We start from the raw sequence: 16,525 nt of genomic DNA, 5'->3' as shown, positions 1-16,525 counted from the left end.
TTAACGTCTGTTAACACAACACGACATCGTCCATCTTCCAAACTTGTGCAGCAAACCCCCATCCCGTGGCAGCGCCTGCGAGAACTATGTGCTGCCTGGCCTGGATACGCTTTTGCTGTAGTGCTTTGAACAGCGTGAAGGGAAGCGATACCGAGACCATCACGCCTTGTTCTTCCATAGTGAGAAGGGTTCGTTCCTCTTCACATCCGACGCCGGAGGCCCAAGCATGAACCAGGAAGGGTGATGGCTGGTGAAATACGAAAAAATCGATGTCACGGAAGGTAAGGTCAGAGAGTGCGAGCGCCTGTCTGACAACTTTGGGCACCTCCTCCGGAACAAAAGCCTGCATCTTGGCCTGGCCTTCTTCGAGTAGGGTAAAGTAGAGCTTGTAGGTGTCTGAGCTGCAGGGGCTTTCCGGCAGTCGCCAGCGACCGGTCGCTATTTCGTAAAAATCAGCATTACTCGATTGCGCCATGGCCAGCATATCGGAGCAGCTGTCATCGCTGGCTGTCAGCAATGCGCAAGCACAACCGTCCCCGAATATGGTCGCGCTTCGTGCGGTAAAATCGAGCATGTTGGATATGTACTCGCTGCAAATCACCAAGGCATTGCGGGCTTGTCCACTCTTGATGAACGCCGTAGCCTGTCCCATTGCCAGCAAGAAACTCGCACATTCCATTTGTACGTCCCAGCACAGGGCATTGCTGAATCCGAAGTCGCGTTTAAGCGCGGCGTTCAGGCGGGGATAGAGCCTGGGGCGCTTTGCCAGCTCATCGGGGCCATCTGTCATAACCGGGCAGGACGAGGCGCAGATAACAAGATCGATGTCGTCCGGGACGAGCCCCGTTGATGTTAGGATACGCTTCACGCACTCGGCAGCAGCACGATACTCGTTCTCGCCATCTTCAGGACGGAAATAGCCTCGTTTTTGGACGCCCCAGAACTTCCACCAGCGATTGGACATTTCGGGTAATCGCTCAAATACCGGGTCGTCGTTCGCGTAGGATCGACGGGGCATCTGAACGGTGAGCGCACTTAACTTCACTGATTTCATGCTAGTGCCTTCTTTCTTGAAAGGGTTGTCGCTTCCACACTCAGGTTAAAAGGATCAAAACTCACGACGAGATAACTCTCTGACGGGGTGCACTCATGGTGCAGCTGAAAGGGAAGCTCGAAGGGCCCCAGGCAAGGTTTGTTATGGGATTCATCGGAAAACCATCGCTCGCACAGGTACCGCCTGGTGGGGCCTCCAAAGTGCGAGAGGTATCTATAGGTTTCCTCCACGCTCCGGCACAGCGATTCCTGATACGGAAAAGAGAAGCTCGCCTTGATACCCTTATCACTTAGGATATTGGACCTGAGGTCCACTTTTAGTGGTTGAAAATCACCAGAGATGTTCTGTCGGTGAAACTGTGCATTCTGGTCTGGGCTGAGCACCAACGCAAAGGCGCCGTCTGGAATGCGGAATCCGGACGTTTCGTCTGCACTCAGACCGTGACCGACGTCCATGCGGACCACCAGAACACGCCTCATCGACTGCATCAGTGCGAAATGGTTGATGATATGCAGGGTTTTGGCGAGGCTTGCGTCCATCATATCGAAGACGAAAGCGTTAGTTGCACCAATAAGCTTCTGCAAAGGGTGCCCTACGCGAGGTCCCATGATCGCTGGATCGTCAATCATGTGATCGGGCGACCAGGAGAGGCTCACGATAAGGTCGATATCTTTCGCCTTGCACTGTGCCATTTCTAAGGCTTGGTCGGCGGCTATTTTAAGGAACTCGATCCCCACACTACCGGCGGTCGCGACCGGCCGGGCATAGCCATAGGGACGGGGGTCGAGTTGGCTCAGATACTCGGGCAGGCAGCAGGATACCGATTGGAGGTTCATACGGCCTCTCCCTGCAGGTAGTTGTGAAGCTCCTCATGTGCCAGTTGTGCAATGGCTTTTCGTTCGACCTTGCCGTTGTCGTTACGCGGAAGTGAATCGACGACCAGCACCGATCGCGGGACCATGGGCGACTCAAACTCCTGTTTCAGCCACTGTTTGATCTCGGTCAGGAGCGCTTCGGAAATGTGATCACCCACCAGAAAGAGCGTGGGGGGGTGCAGGTCATTGCTTGGGGAACTGGCAACCAGAGCGGCCTCGCTGACAGATGAAAAACGGCTGAGCAGCCGGGTCTCGATGGCCTGTGGCGTGACCCAGCGTCCCTTTACCTTAAAGAGATCGTCGGCACGCCCGCGGAAATGGAAGTAACCGTTCTTGTCGCGACATACCCTGTCTCCGGTTCGATACCAGCCATTCATAAAACGGCTTCTCGTCTCTTCGGGCTGTCCCATGTAGCCTAAGGCCATGCTCGGCCCCTGAACGAAGAGGTCGCCTTCCTCGTCGGAGTGAATGACAATTCGTCCCGAGGAATCGACGATTTTGCAGTGGAAGCCGGCTAAAGGTTCTCCTGCGCAGCTGTAATCATTCAACGAGTGCGGCTGCGCCATAAAGATGTGCCCCATCTCCGTGGTGCCCAGTCCATCTCTCAGGTGCAGTCCCTGTTTTCGCCAAAAGGCGTATTCCGGCTCAGGTAAGGGGGCGCCGGCGGACACAGCGATTTCCACGCGGGAAAGACAATGGGCATGGAGCTGCAGATGGCGGTAGATACTGGGGACTGCAAAAAAATAGGAGGGATCAAACGATTCGACTGTATGGGCTGCCAGCTCTGGAGTAGGCCAACTGGTGTGCAGATAGGCATGCAGGCCGGCGTAGAGAGGAAAGAAAATACTGTTACCCATGCCGTAGCCAAAGAACATCCTGGGGACCGAGTAGCTTCTCTTGGTAGGTTTGGCATCGAGGTAATCAAGAGCCACTGCCTGACAGAAGCTTAATGTCGACCGCGTGCTGTGCATGACCGCTTTAGGGATTCCCGTGGACCCGGATGTGTATTGCAGGTATGCACAACAGTCTTCGCTTTGCTGGTGGAATTCTGATGGAGCAAGGCCATCGAGGCTATCGCAGTTCAGCCCGAAGTCGGAAAAGTTGACATGATCGGCATTTTCGTCAGTAAAGATTTTTATATTGGCAGTAATTCGGGCGCCGAACTCCCGAGTGGGCAAGGCAAACAGTGCCTTTGCGTTCCCGGTCGAAATTATATTTTCAAGTGTGATGTCTCGGCACCGGGGATTGATCACGGCGGGGATAGCACCGATAGCAATACAAGCGAGGAACAGACTGACCAGTGAAGGGCTATCATTGAGGCAGATCAGTACTTTGTCTCCTGGTGAAAAATGTGTCGACAAGCGTAGGGCTTTACGGGACACATCCTCTTTGAGCTGATAACGGCTTATGGTATGGCCATTAAACTCGTAAATAGGTAGAGCCTCATCCAGGCCGTTTTGGTAGAGGAGCTGTTCGGCCAGGTTCGAAGGCTTGTTTAAGACAGGCATGATCCCTCCAAGGCGTGGGCGTATTCTTCCAAAATGTTGAGACACCATTGCTGAATTCGGTGAGGAGTTTCCAAGGGTTGAGATTCTTCATCCAGCGCGAGCCCAACGAAGTGGGTCTCGTCTTCGGTCAGCGCCTTGGATTTTTCAAAGCTATATCCACTAGTGGCCCAGTGCCCCAGAATGGTGGCGCCATTTTCTACCGCTATATCGTGGATCATACCCATGGCATCAAGGTACCAATCCGGATAGCCGAACTGATCACCGAGGCCGTAGAGCCCGACAAACTTTCCTGTCAGGTCGAGTGCCTTGAATTCTTCCCAGCAGGTTTCCCAGTCTGACTGCAGGTGACCGTAATCCCATGTGGGTGCCCCGAACAGAAGAATGTCGTACTCGTCATACCCGGAGAACCCTGTTTCCTCTATGTCATTGGCCGTCACGGTGTCGTTGCCAAGACAAGCTACAATCTGTTCCGTGATAACTTCGGTGTTTCCCGATGTCGTCGCGTAGTAGGCTCCAATTTTCATGCTTTTGCTTTCGCCTCGGTTGATGGTGCGTTAGCGATGCCAAGATTCTAAAGGCCGTTTTTCCGAGTGCTGAAATCACACATCAACAGGCAATGCTTCGCCGAATTTCAATGGTTTATATTTTGTTGAAATTGGCCCGCTAATTCTTAGTTGGAGTTGCCCTAGGTATAAATTTTTGGCCGATGGTAGTATCGAAAAGTGACTCTGCGGGAGAGAACAATGGGTGAAGTTGATGTGGTCATTCAGGGAGGAGGGATTGCGGGGCTGGCTCTGGCCCGGTCGCTGCTGGATGGCGGCCTGTCGGTGTCAGTGGTGGAGTGCCGATCGACGCTTGAAACCGGTGGGGCGGGAATACTGCTGCAGGAGAATGCGCTGAAGGCCCTGTCCTGCATTGGGGTATCCGCGGGTGATCTGGGGGGGGGCCACAGTATCAAGCGGATTAACCTCGGGACGCGGGACTGCCCCAAGGCCATGAGTATCGCGGTGAAGGGCCGCGCCTTGGGATTGCCCAGATACCAGCTGTTGAACTGTCTTCAAGCAGGTGTCGATTCTGATTGCGTGGCATTGAATACCACCATCAAAGCCTGGACAAAACTGGGAGATGGCCGACTGAATGTCGAGTTAAGCGACGGCGGGCGACGGGTATGCCGGGTGATTGTGGCGGCCGACGGTGCCCATTCAACACTTCGTGAGCGAGTTCAGCAGCACAAGACCCGATATCGTGAGACCGGCCAGCATTGCTGGCGATTTCTGCTGGATGATATCGACCATGACAGTGAGTCCTATGAACTTCAAAACGGGAGGTCTCGCCTCGGCTTTATTCCTACGGCGGGCAGGCAGCTCTATGTCTACCTGACCGAATCCAGCCTGGACGAAGAATCCGCCGCTCGTAGGGGGTGGAGAGAGGTGCAGGATTCGATCAACGGATTTGGCTCCATGGGGAAAGTAATAGCCCAGAGAATCGATTCGGAAACCACCTTTTTACGGCATCCGATTATTGACGGGCCCGTTTTCATGCCCGTGGGGCCGGATATCATTTTCATGGGGGATGCTGCCCACCCGATGACACCCAATCTGGGGCAGGGTGCGGCCATGGCCTTGGAAGATGCCGCTATTCTGGGACCATTGCTAAGAACACGGGATCCGGAATGCGCATCAAAATTGTTTTGCCGATTGCGTCACCGGAGAGTGGCACGGTTGTGTTCGCTGTCGTACTGGGCGGGTGCGGTCGCACACGTCAGCAACCCCGGTTTGAGGCGCTTGAGAACCCTTGGGCTGCAATGCATTCCCGCCGCGGTCGTTCAATATCAGCAGCAGGTATTCAATCGCAGTTTCTATCGGCAGCTCAAGCGTATGGACTGTGATCTTGATACTGAAACCTGAAGATGCATCAGGCCGTGATGGCTCGCTGAGGTACAGGTTCCAGAGGTTGGGTGATGCGTTTGGAGGCTTCCAGAAAGTGCTTGAAGCTGTCGTAGTGAAGTAGCTGGGTATTGAAGTAGCAGTAGACTTTGGTCAGTATGCCACCATCTTCGTAATGTTTACTGAGATCGATCAGGGTACCGTCGTCGAGCGAGTCTTTAACAATGTGCAAGGGCAGTACCCCCCAGCCCAACTCCTGCATGATCAACGACTTCATGTCGTAGAACTGCTCGACGTAGCATACATCGTCGCTGACGGGGCGAAAGCAAGGGGCAACTTCAGAGTCCGAGCAGGAAAGACAAATCTGCCGGTAGCGCACGAGGTCGCTGGCACAAGTAATGCTGGCATTAGCAAGCGGGAAATCGCGATGACATACGACAACGCCTCTGCAATACCCTAGTACGGACTGGGAAAAGTGCTTGGTTTTCAGCTCCTCGTGTATCGTGATGGCAACTTGGGCGCCGTTATCCCTCAGGAACTTCATGCTATCTGCGGGGGAGCCCCTCTTGATAGTCACAGTTTCGAACTGCTGGCTGACGATGAGGTGTTCAATAGCTTGGCAGATACTGGACGGGATGGCATTGTCGACGAATATTTCAAGCGCCAGTTTGCTGGTTTGAAGGCTGTCGACAACACCATCAATGACATGAGAGTAGTCGAGCAGGTTCCTGAGGTAGGGAAGCAGCTTTATCGCTTCTTTCGTGGGCATGGCTTTGTGCCCTTCCCTGCAGAGCAAGTCTATACCGAGGTCGATTTCCAGTTTAACAACACTGTTGCTGATGGATGTTTGCGATTTCCTGAGTCTTCTCGATGCCGCCTGTATTGAGCCACTATCAATAACCTGCAAGAATGCTTTCACGTGGTTGAAATTTTTAATAAGCATTGATCAGACCTGCCTTGGCGACCACTATTGTAGATAAAGAAAAGGAATTTTGACGACAACCCGGCGGGGACGGCACTTATTTCATTGTGTGCCGGACTAGGTGAATCGTGCCGGATGTAAGCGTTGAGCATGATTCAAATGAATTTTGCCACAAAGTCTTTGCCATTTCAAAGCCTTGAAGTTCAATGGACTTTTTGATGATGTTGCATATGTGATGTCGATATCTTCGCACAGAGTAGGATACAGGGAATAGGTCGGAATATGATTGGGTAGTGGCAACTTCCGCTGTTATTAACCCGGCGACAGTTTCGAACGCTTATATACCCAGGGCCTGCGCAGCTTTTAGGCCAGATTTTCCAGATGTAAACTACCAGCCGGCTAATATATCTTCCCCGTTTTATTGCGCTACAAGGTGTCCAACACTTCGTCTACCAATACCCCGTCCGGGACATTGCCCCCAAAATCATCGCAGATCGTTTCCGGGCCGGTCAGATCAGCGACCTCGATGCGTACCAGAAAAGTTCACCGGCCAGCTCTGCTTTTGCTGGTCCCACCCCGGGACCCCGCTTGCACCTATACACCCTGTTCAGCTGACGTTACTCTCTAACAAAGAAATGGTTGCATATTCACCCCTGAGGAGAGGCGAGAGATGGATACTTCCAACCCCCTGTGGCAAACCGGCTGGTATTGTGACGGCCAGTGGCGTACCGTCCCCGACAGTTACGAGGTGCGCAACCCGGCCAGTGGCGAGGTTATCGCCGAGGTGGCCCGTTGCGGCGGCGCCGAAACCGGCGAGGCCATCGCCGCCGCCGAGCGGGCCCTGGCCCGCTGGCGCAAGACCACACCCAAGGAGCGGGGCGCCGTGCTGCGCCGCTGGTACGAGCTGATGATGCAGCACCAGGACGAGCTGGCCGAGCTGATGGTGCTGGAGCAGGGCAAACCCCTGGCCGAAGCCAGGGGCGAGGTGGCCTATGCGGCCAGCTTCCTCGAGTGGTTCGCGGAAGAGGCCAAGCGCGCCTACGGCGAAACCATTCCCAGCCCCAAGCAGGAAAACCGGCTCTGGGTGATAAAGGAGCCGGTGGGCGTGATTGCCGCCATCACCCCCTGGAATTTTCCCTTCGCCATGCTGACCCGCAAGGTGGGGCCGGCCATCGCCGCCGGTTGTACCGCCGTGGCCAAGGCCTCGGAGGAAACGCCCCTCTGTGCCAACGCCCTGGCGGTGCTGGCCGAACGGGCGGGCATGCCGCCCGGGGTACTCAACCTGGTGTCCGGCGATGCCCCGGCCATCGGCGAGGCCATGATGGCGAGCCCCGTGGTGCGCAAACTGTCCTTTACCGGCTCCACCCGGGTGGGCAAGTTGCTGATGGCCAGGGCCGCCGACACGGTGAAGAAGCTCTCCCTGGAGCTGGGCGGTAATGCGCCCTTTATCGTGTTTGACGACGCGGATCTGGATGCGGCCGTGGCCGGGGCCCTGGCCTCCAAGTTCCGCAACACCGGCCAGACCTGCGTGTGCGTCAACCGCTTCTTCGTGCAGGACGGCATCTACGACGCCTTCGTCACCCGTCTGGCCGAGGCCGCTTCCGCCATGAAGGTGGCCGAGGGACTGACCCCCGGCGCCCAGCAGGGACCGTTGATCAACCCGGCGGCGCTGGAAAAGGTGGAGCGCCACGTGGCGGATGCCCTGGCCCGGGGTGGCAAGCTGGTGTGCGGCGGGGCACGCCATGCGCTTGGCGGTACCTTCTACCAGCCGACCGTGATCCGCGATGCCCATGAAGACATGCAACTGGCCCAGGAGGAAACCTTCGGCCCGGTGGCGGCCTGTTTCCGCTTCCAGGACGAGAGCGAGGCCGTGAGCCGTGCCAACGCCACCCCCTTCGGCCTGGCGGCCTACTTCTACACCAAGGATCTGAACCGGGTGTTCCGGGTGGCCGAGGCGCTGGAGTCGGGCATGGTGGGGGTAAACGAGGGCATCATCTCCAACGAGGTGTCCCCCTTCGGCGGGGTCAAGGAATCCGGCCTGGGCCGGGAAGGCGCCCGCATCGGCCTGGAGGAGTTTCTGGAAACCAAGTACGTCAACCTGGGGGGGCTGGGCTAGCCTTCAGAACCCGTTTGCGAAGCTTGTCTGTTACCACCTAGCGAAGAGTCAACAGGGCCACCACCACCGACACGTTGCGGAGCCTCCATGGAGGGTTTACGGCCTGTCGGCGGAGTAGGATGCTTGGGTCGAGTATAAGAGGTTCCAAGCGGTCCTCATGGCAGCCAGCGGAGCAGCCGTTCCAGCATGGCGTCGGCTACGGAGCGGGGCTTCTGCCCATCCTGGTCACCTGGGGCTACTTGTCTCCGTTGTTGCGTCGGGCTGGTGGCAATCAATTGGAGTCGGTGTCGTTCACTTCCTCTTCCGGCGGCATCTCAGCCCCGTTTCCCCCTCGTCGGGAGGGAACGCTTCTTCCGCTTGCGACGTCGGTGACGGCTCTTTATCCAATACGTCTATGCTCTGGGTAGTGCCTCTCAGCACCATGAGCGAACGGCTCTCCTGAGCCGTGAGCGGGCCGAACAACAGAAGGCCGATGAAGGCAATCGGCACGGCAGGGATTTTCATTTCTTGCCCTCGGGAAGGGAGATATCGTTTAAATCCAGCCCTCCCTGTATGTGGGAGGGCCGGCGGTCCATCTCGCTTTCACCGGAAAACAGACGAGAAACTATTTGGTGCAGGAAGTGATGAAGTAGTAGTCCACATCGTCATAGATGGCTCCGACATCATACCCAGTCTCGGGATAGAGCTCGGCGTCACCACCTTTGGCCCCGTACTTGGACTCCTTGGCATGGTGTGAGGCAATCTTGGAGATAACGCATCCACGGCGCTTGCCGCTCAGGTCGGAATAGTGGGCGTTGATATATTCATTGGCGATGGCCGGCGGTGCCTTGAACTCGACGGACAGGAACTCCACGACCGACAGATAGGCGGTTTCGCAGACATCGTTGGGGCCGCTTTTCTCCGCACTGACTTCCACCGAATAGGAGCCCAGCGCCTCGAAGGTGGCGGTGTAGGCGATGACGACCTCATTTTCGGCGCCACCCACACTGCAGGTGCCGGTGCCACCGGTTTGGTTGGTACAAATGTTGTGACCTGGTGCTTTTTCACCACTGTACGCCAGGTCACCATCGAATTTGACATCCAGGCTGTTGTAGGAAGGGATGTTGTCGATAAGGTCTACGGTAAGCAGTAAGTCTTCGCTCCAGGGGCCTGAGCCGGTGACATAGATAGTGCCGGGGGAGACGGTTACCCGGGGCTCATCCGATACTGGGCAGAGCTCTTCCGCCATCGAGACTGTGCTGGTTAGCAGGGTAGCGGCGCCAGCCAGCAGGCTGGCGCCGAGGGTCATCGGTCTGATTATCATGCTACTTCTCCTTGTGCCTTGTTATACCTGTTCCTTTCCCTGGAAACGGGTCATGGATGATGCTGTTTTCCTCTAGCTTTGCGCAGAAGTTACAGGTCATGTCAGAACTCTAGATGAAGTGATGACCAAGGTGCGCAGGAGATACTGGCTGCTTTTGTAGTTGTTATATGTGAATTCTTGCTCTTAAATTCAGGATGAATGTCATGTCTTTTTCAACTCAGCGTCGCGAGCCAAAGGATTGGTAACGTGGAAAAGGAAAACTCAAACGCCATACGTGTCCTGCTGATGACCGAATTCCCGATAGTGGAATGGGGGCTCCTTAAAGCCCTTGAAAGTGGTTATCCCCGAATGATCGCCAGCGGCTGCACGGGCTGTTTGGCGAGAGCATTGGCTCTGCTGGACGATGGTCCGGTGGATCTGGTCTTGCTGGACTTGGATGGCAGCCATGGTGTGGATACGGTACGCACGCTGGCCGACGTGGGCAAGGCCAGGGTATTGGTGCTTACCAGTTCGCAAGATATTGATCTATATGATGCTGTCGTGTTATCCGGCGCAAGGGGGGTCGTGAGGAAGAACGACCCTGTCGAAGTGATGCTGAAAGCGGTGGGCCGCGTATCCGGCGGTGAAATGTGGGTCGATCGTGTGGCGGCAGGGCGGATATTGACCAAGTTGACAAGCAAGAAAACTGAACAAAACCCCATTATGATGAAAATCGACCAACTGACCCGCAAGGAGCGGCGGGCCGTCGCCGAGATCGGGCGCGATGCCTCCATGCCGATTCGTGAAATAGCGGAGCGGCTCTACATCAGTGAACATACGCTCCGCAACCACCTGACATCCATATACGCCAAGCTAGGGCTATCCGGCAGGCTGGAGTTGTTTGTCTTTGCCAACAAACACCGGCTGATTGATTAACACAGGGCCCCAGACTCTGCTGGCGCTACCCCGTCCAGGCTCCGTAGCCCTGCTTGTCTGGCGCGGCTTGTTAGTTGCCGTTAAACATGGCCGCCATGGCGGCTTCCCTGTCGTGTTCGCCCGGTTGGGCGGTGCTGTCGGGTTCGGAGGACGGGGCACTTTCCAGTTGTTGCAGCTGCCGCTCCGCCGCCTGCAACTTGGCCCTGGCTTCGGCCAGTTCGGCCTGCAACTGTCCAAGGGGGGGCTCTTCGGTTGTTGCCGGCAGGGCCTGGACTTGCGGCGCCGGGTTCTGCGGTGTCAGCACCGGGGCCTGCTGAGGGGAGCTCACGGGGCCGGCCAGGGACTGCAGCGCCGGAGCCGTGTTGTGGTTCAGCCAGTCCTGCATGGCGGCGGGCCATACCGCCGCCCGGCCGGTATGGGATTCGGTGAACACCTTGGTCTGCTCGCCGGTATTGAGCAGGGCCGCGATCTGGTTGGTTTCCGAGTTCCACACCAAGCCGGCTCGCTCCGTTCCTTCCTGCGGGCTATAACGGGAAGCCAGGTAGAACAGCGGGCCTTCCTGCTGCAATTCGGTCGCGGTGCGCAGCAGGTTCACCGTGGTGTCGTAATGGGGCCCGAGCAGGCCGGTCATCCGGGTCTTGATCACCGGTTGTTCGAACAGGTTGGTGGTGTTGGGGTCCAGCCCCACCAGGGGTTTGAGCAGGGCCCACATCAACTGGCCCTGGCCCATGGCCAGCATGGGGGCCACACAGGCGCTCAGCAGCAGGCTGAGTACGGCCGCGTTCAACAGGGTCAATAGACGCATCTGAGAATCCATTTAGTTTATGAAAAACAAAGGTTTACCTAAACGAGTCCGGCATAGGACCGGCGCCTCGCAGCAGGCGGGCGCACGTTACCATAAATCGATGAAAAAGAAGCCTGGGCGGTGAAAAAATAATACGGCCTTTTCGAGCGTCGTTTCCCTCCCGCTTTGGCCTGGTGATAGCCTAAGCTTATGACTTGGCGAAAAGAACCCGCGCTCTCTGCCATCCATCCCATCCCCGCGTCGGCCAGGCGTGCAAGCGACAGTATCTGGTGGTATCGGCATGACCACGGGCTCCGCCGGGGAGCCCGTGAAGCATGGCGGTCAGCCCGCGACCATATTCCTGAAACGGCGGAGTGCCAATATGAAGAACACCAGGGCACTGGTGACGATGGCCAGCAACTGGGGCCAGACGACGTCCATCCCAGCCCCCCGGTAGAGGATGGCCTGGGCCATGGCCACGTAGTGGGTGGAGGGGGAGAATTGCATCAGTCCCTGTAACGGTTCGGGCATGGAGTCGAGCGGGGTGACTCCCCCCGAGAGCAACTGCATCAGCACAAATACCGGAATGGCCAGCAATCCGAACTGGGGCATGGTCCTGGCCAGGGTGGCCAGCCAGATGCCCAGCGCCGTGACCGATCCCAGGTAGATCAGGGAGCCGAAAGCGAACAGGGCTATCGAACCCGGTATCGGCACGCCCAGCAGGCCCTGTACCACGGCATAGAGGGAGATCATGGCCGCCGCCAGTATCACCAGGCCGTTGGCCCAGATCTTGGCCACCATGATGTGGGTGGCCGACAACGGCATCACCAGCAGGTGCTCCAGAGTACCGTGTTCCCGCTCCCGGATCACCGCGGCTCCGGTGAGGATAATGGCCAGCAGGGTGACGTTGTTGACCAACTGCATCACCGACATAAACCAGCTGGTGTCCAGGTTGGGGTTGAACCAGGCGCGGATCTCCAGTTCGAGCGGAGCCGCTTGCCGCGTTCGGCCGTACTGGCTCAGGGCTTGCACCAGTACCTGCTCTACATAGCCGGCACCGATGCCGGCCTGGCTCATGGCGCTGGCATCCACCTGTAATGCCAGCTCCGCCGGCTCGCCGGCGTGTACCCGGGCGCTGAAACGAGGGGGGATCTGCAATACGAAGGTGACTTCCCCCAGCTCCAGCAGCCGGTTGATCTCGGCATCCGTATCCACTCGCAGTGGCGGTTTGAAATAAGGGGGCAGAAAGGCCTCCGCCAAGGCCTCGGACAGGGGCGAGTGATCCAGATCCTGGATGGCGATGGCGGCGTTGCGCACCTCGGTGTTGGCACCCTTGGCTACCGAGTAGATGGCCAGGGTAAAGGTGTAGAGGATCAGCAACAGCATCACCGGATCTCGCAGCAGGCTGGCGAGCTCTTTCAACCCGAGGGCCCAGCTGATGCGCACAAAGGACGTCATGACTCCTGCTCCTGCATGGCCAGTACGCTGGCCGTGATAAAGACAATCCCGAAGGCGGCCAACCACAGCAGGCTGGGCCAGAGTTCGGCAAAGCCCAGTGCCTTGGCGAAGGTGCCCACCGACACCGTCTGGAAATAGCCGGCGGGAAAACCGAGACCTATCCACCTGGCGACACCGGTCAGGGCCGACATGGGTACGATCAGCCCGGAGAAGTTGACCGCCGGCATGATGGTCAGGATGGCGGCACCGAACAGGGCCGCTACCTGGGTGCGTACGAAGGTGGAGATAAAAAGCCCGATGGCCGTGGTGGCCGCCACGTACAGCAGACAGCCGAGGGCCAGCACCCCGAAGCTGCCGGTCACCGGTACCCGGAACAGCCAGAGTGCCAGCAGCACCATGCAAAGGGCGTTGATCAGGGCAATGGCGATATAGGGCAGTTGCTTGCCCAGCAGAAATTCGAGCCGGCTGACCGGAGTGGCGTAAAGGTTAAGGATGGAGCCGAGCTCCTTTTCCCGTACTACTCCCACCGCCGTCAGCATGGCCGGGATCACCGCCAGCAGCAGCATGATCACCCCGGGTACCATGGCATTGACGCTGCGAAAATCCTGGTTGTAGCGAAAGCGGGTTTCCAGGCTGACCGACGGGCGATCCTGCCGCAGGTAGGACGCCAGAAAACCCTGCTGCACGCCAAGCAGATAGCCTCGGGTGGTCTCGGCCCTGAAAGGCATGGCTCCGTCCAGCCACACCGCCAGTTCGGTCGGCCTTCCCCGGCGCAGATCCCGGCCGAAGCCGGGAGGAAGGGTCACCACCAGCCGCAGTTCACCGCTCTGTAGCCGGCGTTCCGCCTCCTGCTCGCTGAATACCGGCGGCCGTGCCTCGAAGTAACGGGACCCTTCCAACTGTTCTGCATAGGCCCGGCTGGCGGTGCTCTGATCCTGATCGAACAGGGCGTAAGGCAGGCGTTCCACGTCGAAGGAAATACCGTAGCCGAATACCACCATCAGCAGCAGGGTGCCAAGCAGGGCGAAGCTGAGCCGGATGGGGTCCCGACGGACCTCCATGGCTTCGCGTCGGCCGTAGGCCCAGAGCCGGGCCGGAGAGAAGCGGGGTTGAGTGGTGTGGTCCTCTGCTCCGGGCGGGGGGAGTTCGCCCGATGGCGACGGAGGCTGAGCCTGCTCCAGATAATGGATAAAGGTGGCCTCCAGGCCGTTCTGGCCGCTATCCGCCTGCAATTGCGCCGGGGTACCTTCGGCCAGGATCCGGCCGGCATGCATCAGCGAGATGCGATCGCAGCGGGCCGCCTCGTTCATAAAATGGGTGGACACGAAGATGGTCACCCCCTCCCGACGCGATAGCTGGTGCAGCAGGGTCCAGAACTGATCCCGGGCGATGGGGTCCACCCCCGAGGTGGGCTCGTCCAGGATCAGCAGGGCCGGTCCGTGCAGTACCGCCACCGCCAGTTGCAGGCGCTGGCGCAGGCCGAGGGGCAGCTCGTCGGCGATATGTTCGGCCACGGCGGTCAGCTCGAAACGGGACAGCATGGCCTCGACCCGGCCGGGTTTGTCGCTCAACTGATAGAGGCGGGCGTGTAGCATCAGGTTCTGACGTACCGACAGCTCACCGTAGAGGGAAAACGCCTGGGTCATGTAACCCACTCGGCGGCGCACCGCCAGGCTGTGATCGGTCACCGCCTCGCCGAACAGTTCTGCGCTGCCCGACGTCGGCGGCAGCAGGCCGGTCAGCATTTTCATGGTGGTGGTCTTGCCGCAGCCGTTGGAGCCGAGAAAGCCGAAAATTTCTCCCTGGCGAATGGTGAGGCTGACCTTGTCCACCGCGGTGAAATCCCCGAAACGACAGGTCAGCTCATGGGACGAGATGGCAACGTGTTCATCGGCTCCGGCCAGGGGCAGGGGGCTGAAGGGGGTAAAGCCGGCTCGGCGGGACTCGGGCAACAGGGCCACGAAGGCCTCTTCCAGAGTCTGGCTGCCGGTCTGCTCCAGCAACTGGCGGGGGCGGCCTTCGGCCAGCACCTGGCCCTGATCCATGGCGATGACCCTGTCCATGGCCATGGCTTCTTCCATATAGGCGGTGGCCAGCAGCAGGCCCATGGCCGGACGCAGGGCACGGATCTGCCCGACCAGTTCCCAGAACTGGCGCCGGCTCAGGGGATCCACCCCGGTAGTGGGCTCGTCCAGCAGCAGCAGATCCGGTTCGTGGATCAGGGCGCAGCACAACCCCAGTTTCTGTTTCATGCCGCCCGAGAGTTTGCCCGCCGGGCGTTCGCGAAAGTCCCACAGACGGGTGGCCTTCAGTAACTGTTCGCCTCGCTGGGTGCGGGTAATGGCATCCTGGCCGAACAGCCGGCCGAAGAAATCCAGGTTTTCCCATACCGACAGGGTGGGGTAAAGATTTTTGCCCAGGCCCTGGGGCATGTAGGCGAGCCGGCTGCAGATTTCCCGGCGGGCGGCCGGATCGCGAACATCGGCTCCCAGCACCCGGAGCTCGCCCTGCTGGGGCTTGCGACTGGCGGCGATCAGGTCGAGCAGGGTCGACTTGCCGACTCCGTCCGGCCCTATGATGCCCAGGCTTTCTCCCGGGGCCAGGCTCAGGGCGACATCGCCCAGGGCCGGGGTGGCGCCGTAGCGATAGCCGACGCCGCTTAACTGGAGGCTGTTCATAACGTCAGGTCACTCTCCAGCCGGCTCGGCCAGGGTTGATCCGCAGCCAGGCGGATCCAGGCTTCCCCGGGCAGCCCGGTCTTGACCTGCTCCAGGTGCTGCTCCAGCAAGGCCACCGGCAGGCGCACCTTGACCCGGAACATCAGCTTGTCCCGCTCGTTGCGGGTTTCCACCTGTTTGGGGGTGAATTGGGCTTCGCCGGCGACGAAGCTGACTTCGGCGGGAATGGCCCGACCCGGCAGTGCGTCCAGCAGGATACGGGCCTCGGCACCCAGGGCCACCCGGCCGGCGACGGTCTGGGGCAGGAAGATGGACATGCTGACATCGGTCAGATCGAGCAGGGTCAGCACCCGGCCCCCGGCGGGCAGCACTTCGCCCACGTTGGCCAGCCGGTACTGGACCCGGCCGGCGCGCGGGGCCAACAGGCTGGCTTCCTGCAGCTCCACCTGCAGGGCATCGAGGGCGGCGGCGGCCTCGTCGATGGCCGAGAGGGCGGCCACGGCCTGTGCCTTGGCCGCATCCAGGGCGGCGGAGGCTACCTTTTGAGCGGCCAGGGCTTCGTCCAGTTGGGCCTGGGGCACCACGCCCCGCTGATGCAGGGTGCGATAGCGCTGCAATTGCTGGTTGCGCCATTCCAACTGACTTTCGGCCTGGGCCACCTGGGCCTGGCTGCTGACCTGGTGATCCCGGCTTTGGCGCAGGCGGGCCTCGGCCTGGCGGAGTCGGGCGCGCACATTGTCGGTGTCCATCAGCGCGAGTTCCTGGCCGGCCTCGACAAAGTCGCCTTCTACCACCTTCAGCTCGGCCAGACGCCCGGCGTACTTGGTGGCCAGGTCCAGCTCCACCGCCTCGATGCGGCCATTGCCGGAGGTGAAGCCCTTCGGCTCCTCGCTGCCCAGCCAGTGTTGGCCGGCCACGATCGCCAGCACCGCCAGCACGGCGGCACCCACTATTATCGCTTTACCCATGTTGTTATCCCTGTGTTGTTGTTATTGAGAGGGCTGCCTTGTCTGCTCCGACCACTAT

At 59.0% G+C, this 16,525-nt stretch carries 13 protein-coding genes; 3 read left to right on the top strand and 10 right to left on the bottom strand.

Going from position 1 to position 16,525, the window contains the following annotated elements:
• Positions 1–10: 10 nt before the first annotated feature.
• Genes ACEVBK_RS15220 through ACEVBK_RS15205 form a run of 4 tightly spaced genes read right to left on the bottom strand, consistent with a single transcriptional unit; the run spans position 11 to position 3,961 of the window.
• Positions 11–1,054: a 3-oxoacyl-ACP synthase III family protein gene (locus ACEVBK_RS15220; protein ID WP_375055759.1), complete on the bottom strand. Its 1,044-nt coding sequence runs from the start codon at positions 1,052–1,054 to the stop codon at positions 11–13.
• A complete protein-coding gene (locus ACEVBK_RS15215; RefSeq protein WP_375055758.1) occupies positions 1,051–1,890 on the bottom strand; it encodes a hypothetical protein in 840 nt (279 codons plus the stop codon). The genes ACEVBK_RS15220 and ACEVBK_RS15215 overlap by 4 nt, the downstream gene beginning before the upstream one ends.
• A complete protein-coding gene (locus ACEVBK_RS15210) occupies positions 1,887–3,437 on the bottom strand; it encodes an AMP-binding protein (protein WP_375055757.1) in 1,551 nt (516 codons plus the stop codon). Before ACEVBK_RS15210 ends, ACEVBK_RS15215 begins: the two co-directional genes overlap by 4 nt.
• On the bottom strand, positions 3,425–3,961 hold the full coding sequence (locus ACEVBK_RS15205; RefSeq protein WP_375055756.1) for a flavodoxin: 537 nt from the start codon (positions 3,959–3,961) through the stop codon (positions 3,425–3,427). The genes ACEVBK_RS15210 and ACEVBK_RS15205 overlap by 13 nt, the downstream gene beginning before the upstream one ends.
• A 219-nt stretch (positions 3,962–4,180) precedes the next feature.
• Here ACEVBK_RS15205 and ACEVBK_RS15200 point away from each other — a divergent pair, with 219 nt between their 5' ends.
• Complete coding sequence (locus tag ACEVBK_RS15200; RefSeq protein WP_375055755.1) at positions 4,181–5,344, top strand: FAD-dependent monooxygenase; 1,164 nt, start codon at positions 4,181–4,183, stop codon at positions 5,342–5,344.
• Between the two features lie 7 nt (positions 5,345–5,351).
• On the opposite strand, the gene ACEVBK_RS15195 is transcribed toward ACEVBK_RS15200, so the two are convergent.
• On the bottom strand, positions 5,352–6,266 hold the full coding sequence (locus ACEVBK_RS15195; RefSeq protein WP_375055754.1) for a LysR family transcriptional regulator: 915 nt from the start codon (positions 6,264–6,266) through the stop codon (positions 5,352–5,354).
• 649 nt (positions 6,267–6,915) lie between these two features.
• On the opposite strand from ACEVBK_RS15195, the gene ACEVBK_RS15190 reads away from it, so the two are divergent.
• Positions 6,916–8,361, top strand: a complete 1,446-nt coding sequence (locus tag ACEVBK_RS15190) for an NAD-dependent succinate-semialdehyde dehydrogenase (protein WP_375055753.1) — start codon at positions 6,916–6,918, stop codon at positions 8,359–8,361.
• Between the two features lie 604 nt (positions 8,362–8,965).
• On the opposite strand, the gene ACEVBK_RS15185 is transcribed toward ACEVBK_RS15190, so the two are convergent.
• Entirely contained in the window at positions 8,966–9,664 is a 699-nt protein-coding gene (locus ACEVBK_RS15185) for a hypothetical protein (RefSeq protein WP_375055752.1), read from the bottom strand.
• 246 nt (positions 9,665–9,910) lie between these two features.
• Here ACEVBK_RS15185 and ACEVBK_RS15180 point away from each other — a divergent pair, with 246 nt between their 5' ends.
• Complete coding sequence (locus ACEVBK_RS15180; protein ID WP_375055751.1) at positions 9,911–10,579, top strand: LuxR C-terminal-related transcriptional regulator; 669 nt, start codon at positions 9,911–9,913, stop codon at positions 10,577–10,579.
• A gap of 70 nt (positions 10,580–10,649) precedes the next feature.
• Here ACEVBK_RS15180 and ACEVBK_RS15175 read toward each other — a convergent pair whose 3' ends face one another.
• The 4 genes from ACEVBK_RS15175 to ACEVBK_RS15160 form a co-directional block, all read right to left on the bottom strand.
• The gene (locus ACEVBK_RS15175; RefSeq protein ID WP_375055750.1) at positions 10,650–11,384 is read right to left on the bottom strand and encodes a hypothetical protein; all 735 of its coding nucleotides are present in this window, start codon (positions 11,382–11,384) and stop codon (positions 10,650–10,652) included.
• 321 nt (positions 11,385–11,705) lie between these two features.
• Positions 11,706–12,821, bottom strand: a complete 1,116-nt coding sequence (locus tag ACEVBK_RS15170; protein WP_375055749.1) for an ABC transporter permease — start codon at positions 12,819–12,821, stop codon at positions 11,706–11,708.
• Positions 12,818–15,499, bottom strand: a complete 2,682-nt coding sequence (gene rbbA / locus ACEVBK_RS15165; RefSeq protein WP_375055748.1) for a ribosome-associated ATPase/putative transporter RbbA — start codon at positions 15,497–15,499, stop codon at positions 12,818–12,820. The genes ACEVBK_RS15170 and rbbA overlap by 4 nt, the downstream gene beginning before the upstream one ends.
• On the bottom strand, positions 15,496–16,467 hold the full coding sequence (locus ACEVBK_RS15160; protein WP_375055747.1) for an HlyD family secretion protein: 972 nt from the start codon (positions 16,465–16,467) through the stop codon (positions 15,496–15,498). The genes rbbA and ACEVBK_RS15160 overlap by 4 nt, the downstream gene beginning before the upstream one ends.
• Between the last annotated feature and the right edge of the window lie 58 nt (positions 16,468–16,525).

Origin of the sequence: Zobellella sp. DQSA1 (assembly GCF_041950555.1) — a bacterium.
Classification (GTDB): domain Bacteria; phylum Pseudomonadota; class Gammaproteobacteria; order Enterobacterales; family Aeromonadaceae; genus Oceanimonas.
This window is presented reverse-complemented; position numbering and strand designations above follow the sequence as displayed.